This window comes from Haloglomus litoreum (assembly GCF_029338515.1).
GTDB classification, from domain to species: Archaea; Halobacteriota; Halobacteria; order Halobacteriales; family Haloarculaceae; genus Haloglomus; species Haloglomus litoreum.
Genome location: NZ_CP119988.1, coordinates 2,546,175 through 2,560,261, shown reverse-complemented (window position 1 = coordinate 2,560,261; position 14,087 = coordinate 2,546,175). Strand labels below are relative to the sequence as shown.

16 protein-coding genes and 1 tRNA gene are annotated in these 14,087 nt (G+C 71.3%); 11 read left to right on the top strand and 6 right to left on the bottom strand.

Translation table 11 applies throughout. The features are described from left to right. Positions 1–12: 12 nt before the first annotated feature. Positions 13–507 carry a hypothetical protein gene (locus tag P2T62_RS12685; RefSeq protein ID WP_276257449.1) on the bottom strand — a complete coding sequence of 165 codons (495 nt, stop codon included), beginning with the start codon at positions 505–507 and terminating at the stop codon, positions 13–15. A 104-nt stretch (positions 508–611) separates the two neighbouring features. Beyond that, complete coding sequence (locus P2T62_RS12680) at positions 612–1,160, bottom strand: NUDIX hydrolase (RefSeq protein ID WP_276257448.1); 549 nt, start codon at positions 1,158–1,160, stop codon at positions 612–614. Positions 1,161–1,298: 138 nt separating this feature from the next. On the opposite strand from P2T62_RS12680, the gene mvk reads away from it, so the two are divergent. From mvk to P2T62_RS12665, 3 genes are all read left to right on the top strand, one after another. After that, positions 1,299–2,294 carry a mevalonate kinase gene (mvk, locus tag P2T62_RS12675; RefSeq protein WP_276257447.1) on the top strand — a complete coding sequence of 332 codons (996 nt, stop codon included), beginning with the start codon at positions 1,299–1,301 and terminating at the stop codon, positions 2,292–2,294. Between the two features lie 2 nt (positions 2,295–2,296). After that, complete coding sequence (locus P2T62_RS12670; protein ID WP_276257446.1) at positions 2,297–3,097, top strand: isopentenyl phosphate kinase; 801 nt, start codon at positions 2,297–2,299, stop codon at positions 3,095–3,097. Positions 3,098–3,261: 164 nt separating this feature from the next. Beyond that, the gene (locus P2T62_RS12665; protein ID WP_276257445.1) at positions 3,262–3,645 is read left to right on the top strand and encodes a DUF7522 family protein; all 384 of its coding nucleotides are present in this window, start codon (positions 3,262–3,264) and stop codon (positions 3,643–3,645) included. A 9-nt stretch (positions 3,646–3,654) separates the two neighbouring features. On the opposite strand, the gene P2T62_RS12660 is transcribed toward P2T62_RS12665, so the two are convergent. Next, complete coding sequence (locus tag P2T62_RS12660; RefSeq protein ID WP_276257444.1) at positions 3,655–3,999, bottom strand: hypothetical protein; 345 nt, start codon at positions 3,997–3,999, stop codon at positions 3,655–3,657. Between the two features lie 79 nt (positions 4,000–4,078). Between P2T62_RS12660 and P2T62_RS12655 the strand changes: the two genes are divergently transcribed. The 7 genes from P2T62_RS12655 (at position 4,079) to P2T62_RS12625 (ending at position 12,671) form a co-directional block, all read left to right on the top strand. Next, positions 4,079–4,984, top strand: coding sequence for an MBL fold metallo-hydrolase (locus P2T62_RS12655; protein ID WP_276257443.1), 906 nt, complete (start codon positions 4,079–4,081; stop codon positions 4,982–4,984). 112 nt (positions 4,985–5,096) lie between these two features. Beyond that, positions 5,097–6,584, top strand: a complete 1,488-nt coding sequence (gene guaB / locus P2T62_RS12650) for an IMP dehydrogenase (RefSeq protein WP_276257442.1) — start codon at positions 5,097–5,099, stop codon at positions 6,582–6,584. A gap of 145 nt (positions 6,585–6,729) precedes the next feature. Continuing rightward, positions 6,730–7,548, top strand: coding sequence for a helix-turn-helix transcriptional regulator (locus P2T62_RS12645; protein WP_276257441.1), 819 nt, complete (start codon positions 6,730–6,732; stop codon positions 7,546–7,548). A 136-nt stretch (positions 7,549–7,684) separates the two neighbouring features. Next, entirely contained in the window at positions 7,685–10,300 is a 2,616-nt protein-coding gene (locus tag P2T62_RS12640; protein ID WP_276257440.1) for a right-handed parallel beta-helix repeat-containing protein, read from the top strand. Then, a complete protein-coding gene (locus P2T62_RS12635; RefSeq protein ID WP_276257439.1) occupies positions 10,297–11,829 on the top strand; it encodes a PGF-pre-PGF domain-containing protein in 1,533 nt (510 codons plus the stop codon). Before P2T62_RS12640 ends, P2T62_RS12635 begins: the two co-directional genes overlap by 4 nt. 50 nt (positions 11,830–11,879) lie before the next feature. Continuing rightward, positions 11,880–12,308 carry a pyridoxamine 5'-phosphate oxidase family protein gene (locus P2T62_RS12630; protein WP_276257438.1) on the top strand — a complete coding sequence of 143 codons (429 nt, stop codon included), beginning with the start codon at positions 11,880–11,882 and terminating at the stop codon, positions 12,306–12,308. 174 nt (positions 12,309–12,482) lie between these two features. Next, positions 12,483–12,671 (top strand): hypothetical protein, encoded by a 189-nt coding sequence (locus P2T62_RS12625; protein WP_276257437.1) that lies wholly within the window; start codon positions 12,483–12,485, stop codon positions 12,669–12,671. A gap of 38 nt (positions 12,672–12,709) precedes the next feature. On the opposite strand, the gene P2T62_RS12620 is transcribed toward P2T62_RS12625, so the two are convergent. After that, positions 12,710–13,027: a DUF7521 family protein gene (locus tag P2T62_RS12620; protein ID WP_276257436.1), complete on the bottom strand. Its 318-nt coding sequence runs from the start codon at positions 13,025–13,027 to the stop codon at positions 12,710–12,712. A gap of 2 nt (positions 13,028–13,029) precedes the next feature. Then, the gene (locus P2T62_RS12615) at positions 13,030–13,371 is read right to left on the bottom strand and encodes an ArsR/SmtB family transcription factor (protein WP_276257435.1); all 342 of its coding nucleotides are present in this window, start codon (positions 13,369–13,371) and stop codon (positions 13,030–13,032) included. 122 nt (positions 13,372–13,493) lie between these two features. Here P2T62_RS12615 and P2T62_RS12610 point away from each other — a divergent pair, with 122 nt between their 5' ends. Next, the gene (locus tag P2T62_RS12610; protein ID WP_276257434.1) at positions 13,494–13,928 is read left to right on the top strand and encodes a hypothetical protein; all 435 of its coding nucleotides are present in this window, start codon (positions 13,494–13,496) and stop codon (positions 13,926–13,928) included. 41 nt (positions 13,929–13,969) lie between these two features. On the opposite strand, the gene P2T62_RS12605 is transcribed toward P2T62_RS12610, so the two are convergent. After that, a tRNA-Lys gene (locus P2T62_RS12605) sits at positions 13,970–14,043 on the bottom strand. Positions 14,044–14,087 lie beyond the last annotated feature (44 nt).

Sequence of the window (14,087 nt, the reverse complement as noted above, 5' to 3'; positions counted from 1 at the left end):
CCGGCGTGGGCGTCAGTCGATCCAGGTGAAGCCCGCGTTCTGCAGGTCCGTATCGACGGCCTCTAATGTCTCGAGTAGCGCCGCCAGCTGCTGTCGCTGGTGCTCCAGCCCATCGAGCAGGTCGTCGAGGCGCGCTGTCAGGCGCCCGTCGTCCAGACTCGCACGCGTGGTCTCGAGCGTCTCCACGAAGTCCGCGAGGTCCCGTTCGGTTCTGTTCACCTGCGCTCGGATGGTGAACACGTCGTCACCCACCCTGTCGAGGACCTGTGCGTGGTCGAACAGCCCGCGCTGATGGGCCTCGAGCTGGTGTTCCCACTGCCGGGCTCGCTTGAGGTGCTCGACGATGTGGACGATGTCGACGGCGAGGTAGGACTCGAGGCGGTCGAGCTGGCCCGCATCCTCGGCAGCCGCCTCCACCGCTTCGTACGCGTCGTGGAGCTGCTCGATCTGCCTGGCAACGTCATCGTCGATGGTCGACTCGACCTCCGAGAGCTGCCGTTCTCCCATCCTGTCCTCGGCGATGCGTGTCGCGGTTGTAGTAGTTCGGGTCGGTGTCGTGTCGTCGGGGCGGGGGAGATGGGTGAGCGCGGCGTGCCAACTGCCGCTGGCCCTCACTGCACGTCCGCCGCCGTCGGCCGCAGGTCCTCGTACAGCAACTCGTCGGGCAACTCGTCGGTCGCGAACCACGCGACCTCGGCGACCCCGTCGCCCGGTGTCGGCTCCGGGGTGTCGCCTCGCCTGGGCGACGCTTCGAAGACGAGCGCCGGGTCCGGCAGCGGCGGGCGGTCGAACGGGTCGCGGGCGACGTGGATCTGCACCTCCGAGAGGGCGTCGAGGCGGACCTCGACGCCGGCCGCCTCTGCCACGGCGCGCTGTGCGCACTCGCGGTAGTTCTCGCCCGGGCGCCGGGCGTCGCCGGGGTCGGCCCAGTCCTCGCCGTGGCGGACCAGCAGGAGGCGGCCATCGGTGTCCCGGACGCGAGCGGTGGCCCCCCCGACCACGTCGAACGCCTGGAAGGTCTCCGCGAGCGCGTCGTAGGAGGCGGCGTCGCAGTCCCAGCCGCGACGGACGACATCGAGTTCGCCGTGCTCGGCGGCCAGGTCGCTCAGGAGCGCCTGGACGTGCCGGCGGAGTCGGTCGGCGGCGCCCGTGCGGTACACACGACGACGCACGTGGCCCGGCGGCAAGGGCGTGTCGGCTCCCCGAGGGCCGGCGAGCGGGCAGGCGGGCACGCAGCCGGATGCCGACGCCCCGGTCGTGTGGTCAGAGTCAAGTGCCCGCCACGCCGACGCCGGGGTATGACAGTCTCCTCGGCCCCCGGGAAGGTGTACCTGTTCGGGGAGCACGCCGTCGTCTACGGCGAACCGGCCGTTCCCTGTGCCATCGAGCGGCGCGCCCGCGTGACCGTCGAGCGCCGCGACGATGACCGCGTCCGGGTGAACGCCGACGACCTCTCCCTGGACGGGTTCACTGTCGCGTGGGGTGGCGAGGGCGACGACGCCCCCGAACTGGACGTGCCGACGAACCTCCTGGAGGCGGCGATGGGCTACATCGACGGGGCGGTCGCCCAGGCGCGCGACGCCGCGGACGCGCCCGACGCGGGCCTGGACATCACCGTCGAGTCCGACATCCCGCTCGGCGCGGGGCTGGGCTCCTCGGCCGCGGTGGTCGTGGCGGGCATCGACGCCGCGACGCGCGAACTCGGCGCCGCCATCGCCGACGAGGCCCTCGCCGAGCGTGCCTTCCAGGTGGAACACGAGGTACAGGACGGCCAGGCCTCGCCGGCCGACACCTTCTGTTCGACGATGGGAGGGGCCGTCCGCGTCCAGGGGGAGGACCGTCGCCGCATCGACGACGTGGGGAGCCTCCCGTTCGTCGTCGGCTACGACGGCGGCGCGGGCGACACCGGCGAACTCGTCGCCGGGGTGCGCGACCTGCGCGACCGGCACGTCTTCGCAGCCGACACCGTCGAGGCCATCGGCGACCTCGTCCGGGAGGGCGAGACGCTCCTCCGTGGCGAGGACACGCCGCTCGACGAACTCGGCGGGCTGATGAACTTCAACCACGGGCTGCTGTCGGCGCTCGGCGTCTCGGCACGCTCCCTGGACTCGATGGTCTGGGCCGCGCGCGAGTCGGGGGCCTACGGCGCGAAGCTGACCGGTGCGGGTGGCGGTGGCTGCATCGTCGCCCTCGACGACTCCGAGGGCTCGAAGACCGCACTCGACTACACGCCCGGCTGCGAGGAGGCGTTCCGCGCCGAACTCGACACGGACGGCGTCCGGAGGGAGTCGTAACGGTGACGACGGTCCTGAAACTGGGCGGCAGCGTCGTCACCCGGAAGGACGCGGTCGAGACGGTCGACACCGAGCGGCTGGCCCGGGCGGCTGCGGCCGTGGGGGCCGTCCACGGCCGCGAGGCTCCCGACGACGCTGCCGATGCCGTCCCCGCACCGGCGGAGCTGGTCGTCGTCCACGGCGGCGGGTCGTTCGGGCACCCGAACGCCGAGCGACACGGCGTCACCACCAGCGCGGGGTCGCACGACGCGACGGCGGTCCGCGAGATACACGGCGCGATGCGGGAACTGAACCGTGCGGTCGTGGGTGCGCTCGCCGATGCGGGCGTGCCGGCGGTTCCGGTCGCGCCGCTGTCGACGGGCTTCAGGGTCGGTGGGGCGTTCCACCAGCCGGCCGACGCCGTCGCCGCGCTCCTCGCCGAGGGGTTCGTCCCCGTACTCCACGGCGACGTGGTGGCGACGGCGGGCGAGGGCGTCACGGTGGTCTCGGGCGACGAACTCGTGACCGAACTCGCGACGGGACTCGACGCCGACCGCGTGGGGCTCTGTTCGGATGTTCCCGGCGTGCTGGACACCGAGGGCGAGGTGGTCGACCGGGTCACGGCCATCGACGAGGTGGCCGACGCGCTTGGCGGTAGCGACGCCACCGATGTCACCGGCGGGATGGCCGCGAAGGTCCGGACGCTGCTCGATCTCGACGCGCCGGCCTCGGTGTTCGATCTCGATGGCCTCGACGCCTTCCTCACCGGCGAGTCGCCGGGGACGCTCGTCGCTGGCGGGCCCTCGGGCGACGAGGGTGTCTGAGGCGCGGACGCTAGCAGCGGTCGGCCGGCCCGCATCCGGACGGGTGCGTGGGACATCGAGCCCTGTCCGCCCACGACAGGACAGTCGCTGGGCGGCTCCCGGTGGGTCTGCCCGGGGGCAGTTCTATGGTGTGCCGACACGTACCAAGCTTCGGTGACAGAACGATGTCCGCCCACGCCGACGCCCCCATCGACGAGGCCCGCGCGTCCGAGCTGGTGAGTGCCTGCCGGACCACCATCGGGGACCAGCTCCGCTCGCTGACCTACTTCACGCGGGACGAGTTCGCACAGCTGTACCTCAGGTCCGACCTGGAGTCCGACGCCGACCTGGCGGGGTTCGTCGAGCACGAATCCCTCGGGCTCGATGCCCACACCGCGTACCGTGGGTCGGAACTCGGCGAGTACGAGTACACAATCCGGGTGTTCGAGCACGGCTTCCTGGTCCGGGTGACGAACCGGTCGGAGGGGGTCTTCCTGACGACCGACGGCCTCACGCTCCGGGACTTCGACGAGGTCGCGGCCGCCGCGGGGGCGCTGCTGGAGTCCTAGCGCGGTCCCTCACCCCCGCAGCGGCACCTCGCCGTCCAGGATCTGTCGGCCCTGCTCGGCCAGCACGAACGGGACCATCCGCATCACCGGGTAGGTCGGCTTCGCGTTCGGAGCGTCGTCGAGGTGGGCCCTGAAGAACCCCTCCGTGATGACGCCCAGTTTGAGCGTGCCGAGCGCGCGATAGAACTCGTCGTGTTCGTACGCCCGGCCCGTCCGTTCCTCGTAACGGTCGACGATGTGGCCCCGGCCCGGCGAATCGGGGTGGCTGGTGAACCCGGAGTACTCCTCGACGAACACCCGGAGCATCTCGAAGTAGTTGTGCTCGCCGTACCGCTCGCGCACCTCGTCGGTCATGATGGAGGGGTCCGACGGCGGGTCCGGTGCCGGCCCTGCTCACGGCAAGCGATTAGTCCCCCCCGCGTCAGGTGTGGCCATGGAGTTCCAGCGGTTCGAGTTCCCACAGCCGACCTGGGGCCCGAGCGTGAACGTCCTCCGCATCGGCGACACGCTCGTCGACACCGGCCACGTCCGCTCGGCAGACGCGCTCCGCGAGGCGCTCGCCGACCCCGACCGTCTCGGTGGCGTCGAACGCGTCGTCCTCACGCACCCACACATCGACCACGTCGGCGGGACGCAGGTCGTCGGCGAACTCGCCGACCTGCCCCACGTCGCCATCGAGGGCGTCCCGTTCATCGTCCACGACTACCGCGAGTACCTGCTGGAGGCCCGCGCGGACATGACGCGACTGTGCGCGGGGCTGGGAGCCACCGAGGCGATGTGGGACGACTACTTCCCGGTCGACCGGGAGTACCACGAGGACCGCATCGAGTTCGAGCGCGTCCTGCAGGACGGCGGGACGGTCCGACTGGGGTCGTACGAACTGGACGTGGTCTCGACCCCGGGTCACTCCGGCCAGCACGCCGCGTTCTGGCACGAGCCCTCCGGCACCTGCCTGCCGGGTGACATCGTCTCCGAGAACGGCCACTTCATGTACGCGCCGCTGCACTGCGATATCGGCGAGTACAAGGAGTCGCTGCGCCGGTTGCGGGCGCTGGAGGCGGACCGACTGGTGCCGATGCACGGGCCGCCGATGGAGCACCCCCAGGAGCGCATCGAGGATTGCCTCCGGAAGGCCGAGCGGACGGAGTCACGGCTGCTGGACTGGCTCGACGAGCGCGACTCCTTCTTCGCCCGGGAGTTCGCGAGCGAGGTACTCGGTGCGGAGGGGGCGGCCGTCGGCTTCCTCTCGATGGTCGCGTACGAGTACGCCCGCCACCTCGAGACCCGCGGCGAGTGTTCGGTGGAGGTGACGGCCGAGGGGATCGCGGTGTCGGGCTGAGCGACCGGCCGGGCGCCTGGCACGGAGGCTCGCCGCGGCCGTGGTGTGTCTATCTCTCCCGTGGCGCGACGGGTCGCACAACGTTTTTGGGCGGGCACTCCGCACCGTTGACATGGCGAACGACGCTCCACAGCCGTTCTCGGAGAAGCTTCGTGTACCGGAGGCGCTGACCTTCGACGACGTCCTCCTCCGTCCGAAGGAGAGCCGTGTCGAGCCAGACGAGGCCGACACGCGGACGAGCGTCTCGAAGTCGGTCGACCTGAACATCCCCGTCCTCTCGGCCGCGATGGACACCGTCACCGAGGCCGATCTGGCCATCGAGATGGCCCGGCAGGGCGGGATGGGTGTCCTCCACCGCAACATGGACATCGAGGAGACCGTCGAGCACGTCGAGCGGGTCAAGCGTGCCGACGAGCTGGTCATCCGTGATGTCGTGACGGCCGAGCCGGACATGACCGTCAGCGAGGTGGACGCGATGATGGGCCGCGAGGGCGTCTCCGGGGCGCCGGTCGTCGACGAGGACGACCGCGTCCTGGGTATCATCTCGGCGACCGACATCCGGCCGTTCCTCGAGGTCGGCGAGACCGACGCCGTCAGCGAGGCGATGACCGACGAGGTCATCACCGCTCCCGAGGGCGTCACCGCGCGCGAGGCGCTCGAGCTCATGTACGAACACAAGATCGAGCGGGTCCCCGTCGTCGACGAGGACGACCGCCTGACGGGCCTCGTCACCATGCAGGGCATCCTCGCCCGCCGCGAGTACGACGACGCCGTCCACGACGAGGACGGCGGCCTGCGGGTCGGCGTCGCCGTCGGGCCGTTCGAGACCGACCGCGCTACCGCGGCCGACGAGGCTGGCGCGGACGTGCTGTTCATCGATTGTGCCCACGCCCACAACGCGAACGTCATCGACAGCGCCCGCTCCATCAAGAACGAGGTCGCGGCCGATGTCGTCGTCGGGAATATCGGCACGCACGAGGCGGCCGAGGCCGTCGTCGACTTCGCCGACGGCGTCAAGGTCGGCATCGGTCCCGGTTCCATCTGCACGACGCGTGTCGTCACGGGCGCCGGGATGCCGCAGATGACCGCGGTCGCCGAGGTGGCCGACGTGGCCGGACCTGCGGGCGTCCCGGTCATCGCCGACGGGGGCATCCGCTACTCCGGCGACGCCATCAAGGCCATCGCCGCGGGCGCCGACGCCGTGATGCTGGGCTCGTACTTCGCGGGCACCGACGAGGCGCCCGGCCGCGTCATCACGATGAACGGCAAGCGGTACAAGCAGTACCGCGGGATGGGCAGCGTCGGCGCGATGCAGTCCGGCGGCGGCGACCGCTACCTCAAGGAGGACGACGAGGACGAGGAGTACGTCCCCGAGGGCGTCGAGGCCGCCACCCCGTACAAGGGCCCGCTGGCCGACGAGCTCCACCAGCTCGTCGGCGGGATGCAGTCCGGGATGGGCTACGTCGGGGCCGAGACGATTCCGGGGTTCAAGGAGGGCGCCGAGTTCGTCCGCGTCTCCTCGGCCGGCCAGACCGAGGGCCACCCCCACGACGTGATGATCACGGACGAGGCGCCGAACTACTCCCCGCAGAACGAGTGAAGCCTGCCTCGGCGACGAACTGACGGTTCGCTTCGATAATTCTGGAATCTAACGACAAATACACGATGTAACTCGGTAATCTCGTGGTTCTCGCTGGAATCGTGGCCCCCGGAACGCTCTTGCATCCGGTTTCCGAAGGCCCGCTGTGCAACCGGGCGACGATACGACAGCCGCGGCGGCGTTCGACGATGCGGCCTTCCTCGCTCGGTCACCGAACCGGCTGGCCGTCCTCGGCGCGCTTGCCGAGGAGCCGACGCCGCGGCGGGCGCTCGGTGAGGAGGCCGGGGTCGAGCGGGTCACGCTGGGGCGGGTGCTGGATGACCTCGTCGAGCGCGAGTGGGCCCGCGAGACGGCCGACGGCTACGCGCTGACGCCGACGGGGGCGTGGGCGCACGACGCGTTCTCGGACCTCCTGGCGACGCTCCGGGCCACCAGCCGCCTGCGTGGGCTGGCGGAGTGGCTCCCCGAGGGCCTGCCGTTGCGGGCGCTGCGGGACGCCGAGGTCGTGCGACCCGAACGGGGTGACCCGGCGGCGCCGCTCCGGCGGGCCGAGCGCCACACCCGCGAGACCAGCCGCCAGCGCGTCGTGACGGACGCGCTCGCGCCGGGCGTGCTGGACGCGATGCACGACGGCGTGACCGGTGGGGACCTCCGGCTGGAGGCGGTGGTGGGCCCGTCGATGCTGGCGGTGACGGCGGCCGCCCCCGAGACCCGGAAACGGTTCGCCGACCTCCTCGCGTCCGACGCCGCCGCGTTCCGCACCGCCACCGACATCGACATCGTGCTGGGCATCCACGACCCGGGGGTCGGCATCGGCGTGGGCATCATCGACGGTGACGGCGTCACGCGCGCGCTGGTCGATACCGACGCGCCCGCCGTCCGCGAGTGGGCGGTCGACACCTTCGAGCGCCGGTGGCGCGAGGCCGAACCGATCGACCCGGCTCGGTTTGGCATCGAAGAGTGACGCTCCGTGCCGGCCGACGTTCACGCCCTGAACAGCGTTCACACCGTGGGCAGCAACGGTTATTACCGGCTCACCCGGAGGAGAAGTAATACTCGGGGGGGCAACCGAACCGTGCCGCGCTTCCGAGAGGTCATTCATGAGCCGCCGCACCCACCCACAGCTAGCCGTCTCGCTCGCCACCGTCGCCGTCCTCGCGATGGTGGTGCCCTTCCTCGCCGTCCCTGCCGGGGCAACGGGAACGGTGACCGTCGCCAGCGCGCCGTCGGAGTACGTCGCCCCCGGGGACAGCATCGTCCTCTCGCTCGACGTGACCGACCTCGACGAACTCACCGTCGACCCGTGGGCCGGCGCCCCGGCCGGAACGACGCTCGTCGTCGACGGCCAGCAGGCCAACTTCGGAACGACGGTGACCTTCTCCCCCGTGCGCACGGGGACGGTCGACGTCGTCATCACACCCCCGAGCCACACCGTCGCGCGGGACTCGGTCGTCGTGCGTGACCCCGCGGACGGGAGCGTCTTCGCCGAGAGCGGGCCGGTCTCGGTCCACCCGCGACCGCTGTCGGTGCCGGCCGGCGACAGCATCCAGGACGCGGTCGACGTGGCCGCCAACGGGACGACCATCCAGCTGGCCATCGGTGACTACACGGAGAACGTGGACATCGGCGCGAAGACGCTCGCCATCGTCGGTGCGGGCGTGGGCGCGACGACCGTCGAGGGACTGCCCGGTGCCTCCACGATGCGATCGGGGGAAGGTGGCATCACCATCGAGGATCTGGAGGTGCAGGCCCCGGAGAACGGGGCCGGCCTCTACGGTGCCTTCGGCCCGGTGACGCTCAGGAACGTCTCCGTGGTTCCGGTCGACCCCTCGGCTCCGCCCGTGTACGGAGTGAACGTGTACCGCTCACCGCTGACGTTGCAGGACGTGTCCATCGAGGGGACCACGTCCTACGCCGTCTGGGAGGTGCACTCGTCGTCGTCGACGCCCACGACGCCACCCGTGGACATCGACGGGCTCACCGTCAGCGATGCCGAGGTCGGGCTCGGACTGCAGGATGTCGGGACGGTCACGCTGTCGGACCTCGACCTGTCGGTGCGGACGACGGCCATCACCGTCAGTGACGGGGACGCCGTGACCCTCCGGGATTCGACCATCGTGGGCGGAACCACGGGCATCAGGGCCACCGACACCGGCACTCTGACCGTCCGGAACAGCTCCATCGTCGGCGACAACGGCATCAACGGTGACGGGCTGTTCGGGTTCTCGCCCGTGCTGGCGATGGGGGTGGCCGACGCGACCGTCGCCGACGTCGAACTCCGGGGCCAGTCCGGTGTCCGTGCGCGCTACGGGTTCGAGAACAATCCGACGGCCATCGTCGTCAGGAACGCGACCATCACGGTCGTCGAGAACGGGACCCTCCTCGGGTCCGGCCGCGCTGCTCGGGCCGGCCTGCAGGCCATGGGCGGGTCGGTCGAGGTGTACGACACCACCGTCGGCCACGAGGTCGTCACGTCCGGTGGCGAGCCGACCTACGGCGTGGTGGTCGAGAACGAGACCCGGTTCGACGCCCGGAACCTGACGGTCGACGGCACGTCCTACGGGATGGCGACCGAGACGGGTTCGACCGCGGTGCTCCGGGAGTCGACGCTCTCCGCACCGGACGGTGTCCGCGCCGCCAACGAATCGAACGCGACGCTGCTGAACGTGACGGTCCTGGCGACGACGGGCGTCACCGTCCAGTCGGGCGCCGAATCCTACGTCTTCTCCTCGACGGTCCGGGCGCCGACGGACGCGAACGGGGCTCCCGTCCCCGGCAGCGTGACCGCCGACGTCGGGACGGGCGCCATCGTGGCGGTCGTCCTCTCGACGCTCGAGACGGAGACCGGCATCCGGTTCGCGCCGGATTCGGACCCGAACTCCTACGTCCACAGCGGCAACGACTTCTCGGCGACCACGCTCGCGGTCGACAACCGCAACCCCGCGCTGGAGTCGGACGCGTTCGCCAGCTACTGGGGCCCGGACGGGCCGACCGCGGACCGGACTGCCGGCCGTGTCAACACCGACCCGTTCCTGACCGAGCCGCCGGCCTCGGTGCTCGACGAGGGGACCTTCGAGGAACTGCTCGAGGTGCAGGCGTTCGCGGTCGATCTGGAGTTCCCGGCCGGGAGCGTCTACGCCTTCGGCACGCCCGCGCCGCTGGAGACCAACCTGACCGAGACGTTCGGCGACTTCGACGGTGTCGTCTACACCTTCGACGAATCGACGCAGTCCTGGACCATCGCGGACGGCTCGGAGGTGCTGGGGCCGATGGAGGCCGTCGTCGTGGTCCCGACCTCAGACGCGCGTGCCGTCGTCGACTTCGAGGACAGCACGCCAGCCCGCGCGACCACGCGCTCGCTCTCGCCGGGATGGAACTTCGTCGCGCCGCGATACACCGCCGACGCCGAGGACGCGCTCTCCTCGGATACCATCGCGGCGACCGACCTGCTCTCGGTGTTCGGCGAGCCCGAGAGCCTGTACGGCGACCCCGGTGACCGCTTCATCCACTACCAGTTCGTCGAGGAGACGGGGTCGGCCGGCTCCTGTGACTTCTACTGCGAGGAGCCGGCGACAACCACCTCGCCACGCATCTCGGCGTTCGGTGGCTACTTCGTCTACGTCACGGAGCCCGGCACCATCCCCGGTGTGGTTCCGTCGGGTGTCGGCCTCGAGGACTTCCTGAGGCTCCTCCCGGCGGCGGAGGATGAGACGTGAGTCGGCGTACCCGCCTCGCGAGGGCCGTCTTGCTGGTCGTCGTCGTGGCGGTCCTGTGCGCGTCGTTCGCGCCGACCGTCGTGGCCACCCCGCCACCACCACCGGCAGCGTACTACGGCAGCCTGACGATCGACGGCAACCCCGCTCCGGCGGGCACCGTCGTCACCGCCCGCCTCGACGGCGAGCAGCGCGGACGCCTCGTCACCGAGCAACGCGGCACCTACGGCGGTCCGGGCGCGTTCGACCCCAAGCTCCAGGTCGACGGGACCAGTGAGGACGAGGGCGCGGCCGTCGTCCTCTACGTCGATGGCCGACGCGCCGGCACGACGACGTGGCGCTCGGCCGACGTGCGCCAGGTCGACCTCGCCGCCTCCTCGGGCGGTGACGACCCGACGCCGACACCGGAGCCACCCGACACACCCACGCCGACGCCCGCACCGACACCCACGCCCACGCCAACCGCGACGCCCGCTCCGGCCCCCGGGAACGGTGATGGCGGCAACGGCAGGAGGAACGGTGGCGGCGCCCCGACAGCGCCGGGCACGCCGGGTGGGCCACGGACGGACGTGCCGCCGACGCCCGGCGCCGACGCGCCCGCGTCGCGGCCCACGGTCGATGTCTCGCGGGACGAGGACGGGCGCGTCCGGGTGAGGGTCTCTGGTGCCCGCCCGGGCGACCCGGTCGAGGTGCCGGTCGGTCGTGGCCCGGACGACGACGGTGTCACGCTCGACGGGCTCTCGGTCACGACCCGGAGCGGTGCGCCGTTCACGCTGGACGTATCCACCAGCGCGGCGCCGCCCGATGGCGCCCCACCGTTCGACGTAGCGGGGGCCGACGCGCCGCTGGGGTACGTCCAGGTCGACCACTCGGTTCCGGACAGCGACATCTCCTCGGTCGGGTTCGCGTTCCGCGTCTCCCGCGCCCGACTGGACGCGCTCGACCGTGACCCGGCTTCGGTGACGCTCTACCGCCATCACGACGGTCGCTGGGAGACGACGCGGGTCACGTCGGTCCGCGAGGACGGCGACGTGGTCGTCTACGAGGTGGTCTCGCCCGGGCTGTCGACGTTCGCCCTCGCGACGCGGCCGCCCGACGAGGTCCGGATCACGGAGTCGACCCTGCTCACCGAGGCCGTCGCGACGGGTGGACTCGGCGCCGTCACCGTCGTCGTCGAGAACCCGACGGCGGAGTCGGTCGAGACCACGCTCGTTCTCCACGTCGACGGTACGGCCGTCTCGGGTCGGACCGTCACCGTCCCGGCGGGTGGCCGCGCCGAGACGACGCTGACCCACCGGTTCGACGCGCCCGGCGAGTACACGCTCGCGGTCGGGGATGCACCCGTGGGGACGGTGACGGTGTCCGGAGGGACGCCGACCGAGCCCACGACGCCCGCCGACGCGTCGCCCACGGACGAGGGGAGCGGTCCCGCGACGGAGCCAACCGGGGCTGGCGGGCCCGGCTTCGGCGTCCTGCCGATGCTGGCCGCGCTGCTCGTGGCCGCGTGCTGGCTGGCCCGCCGCGCAGCCTGAGGGGGAGGTGCGGCCGCGCCCTTCTTTGCCGGCCCGCACGTCCGTCCTCCATGGATGCAGACACTCGAGCCTTCGTCCGCGAGGAGGTCGCCGACGCGACGTTGAGCGCCTTCCTCGCGACGAGCGTGGACGACCGGCCACACGTCGCTCCCGTCTGGTACACGTACGAGGCGGCCGACGACGGGGACGTGGTCTCGCTCCTGACCGGCGGCCGCAAGCTGCGGAACGTCCGGGAGAACCCCCGCGTCGCGCTCGCCATCGAGCGTGCCGACGAGGCCGCGGTCGAGTGGCGCGTCGTGCTCCGCGGCACGGCCCGCGTCGTCGAGGACCCGGAGACCGTCCGGGCCGCCCGGAACGCCCTCTTCGAGAAGTACTACGGGCCCGACTACGACGACGCCGACACCGAGGAGGGTGGCGCACTCGTCGAGGTGGCCGTCGGGAGCGGGAACGTCGAGCAGTACCAGGAGGATGCCGTATAAACCGCCGGATGAATCCGACCGGAACGGGGCCGGGCCCCAGCGCCGCGACCCCCTGGTCTCGTGTCGCCATCCCGGGCAGAGCCACCGAGAACCGGCCTATCCGACGTTCGAACGCCCGTTCAGGCCGTGTGACTGATACCCACTTTCATACCCGGTACCCGCCATCGGACGTGTATGTCCGACGACCTGTTCCACTGTGTGTGCCGGACCTGCCCCGAGGAGTGCGTCGCCGACACCGTGGCCGACCGTGCGCGGTTCTTCGAGGCACACGCCGACCACGAGGTGGTGACCGTCCCGCTGCCGCCGCAGGACGAGGAGTCCGAACCGGCGGGCCGCATCGTCGAGTTGCGCGCGAGCGACTGACGGGCCTCGACGACCAGTGAACGCCGGAGCACGGTGTCTCAGGACGCGCCCGGCGTCCAGAGTCCGTAGAGGATGGCCCCCAGGCCCAGCAGCTCGCAGGCCTGCGCGAGGGCGTTCACGACCGGGAGCGGGACCGACAGCAGCACGTAGAGCGCCACGGTGAGCAGCGCCGGGACGCCGAGGACGAGTGCGAACCCGGCGGCGACGAACAGCATCGGACGGCTCCCGTTCCGCCGGTACCCACGGTAGGCGATGTAGGCGATGGCGAGCCCGAGCAGTACCGAGAGTGCCTCGCTGGCCTGCCGAACCAGAGCGAGCGTCTCGAGGTCGAACGACTGGAGTGGTAGTGCGTACATCGTCACATCTCCTCGACGAACCGCGTGAACCGGTCGGCCATCCGCTCGCTGCGTGCGACCGCGACCGAGAACCCGTCCGTGTCGAGGTCGAACTCGATGCCGTCGAGTTCGGCCCGGTAGACGCGGTAGTTCCTGCCGTCGGGGACCGGCCGCAGCTCCTCGCTGACGAGGTCGTGTTCCCGGAGGCGTTCGAGCCGTCGGTACACCGTCGGCTCCGAGACACCCGTCCGGTCGCTCAGCTCGGCGGCCGAGCGGGCCGCCGCCTTCGTCTCGACGAGTATCTGTCGCGCGCAGTCGTCCGCGAGCAGGTCCGCGACCTCGCCGGCGTCCGGCTCCCCCGACACGGTCCTGAAGCGACTCCACGGACCCGTATAACTGTTCGGTCGGTGTCGGAGTTGTGCCTGGCTTCAGGCGCTGAAGCCAGGGGACAGGCCCTCTACCCTGGCCCCTCTCGTATCGAACGCGAATGACCCGAGATGCCCTCCACCGGTTCGCGACGCGAGCCGGCAAGACGCTGCTTGGCGGTATCGTCGTCCTGCTCACCCTCCCGACCGGCATCGGGGCCGCGTTCGGGGGCTGGCTCGCCGGCCACGGCTGCGAGCGCCCCCTCGACGGCAGCATCGCGGGCGCGACGGCCGGCCTGGTCGGCGCGCTGCCGTGGGCTGGCCTGGTCTACCTCGCCAGCGCGGGCGCGTTCGCCCCCATCGGCTACCACCGGAACGGGGTCCACGTCGGCATCAACACCGCCGCCCCCGAACTGCTCGCCCCCTGGCAGGAGTTCGGCCTGACCCTCCTGTTCGCCGCCTGTCTCGTCGGTATCGCGGCCGCGGGCGGCGCCCTCGCCGGGACGGGGATCGCCGTGGTCGACACGCTCAGGGAGGAGGTGTCGAGCGCGAACTGACCGCTAACGCCGTCGCTGGGATGGTGGTGGTCGTCAGAACACGGGCTGAGAGGGATTTGAACCCTCGACCGTCTGGTTAAGAGCCAGACGCTCTGCCTGGCTGAGCTATCAGCCCTCACTCCCGGGTAGCGAGGTGCGATGCTAAAGGGTTGCGTTTCC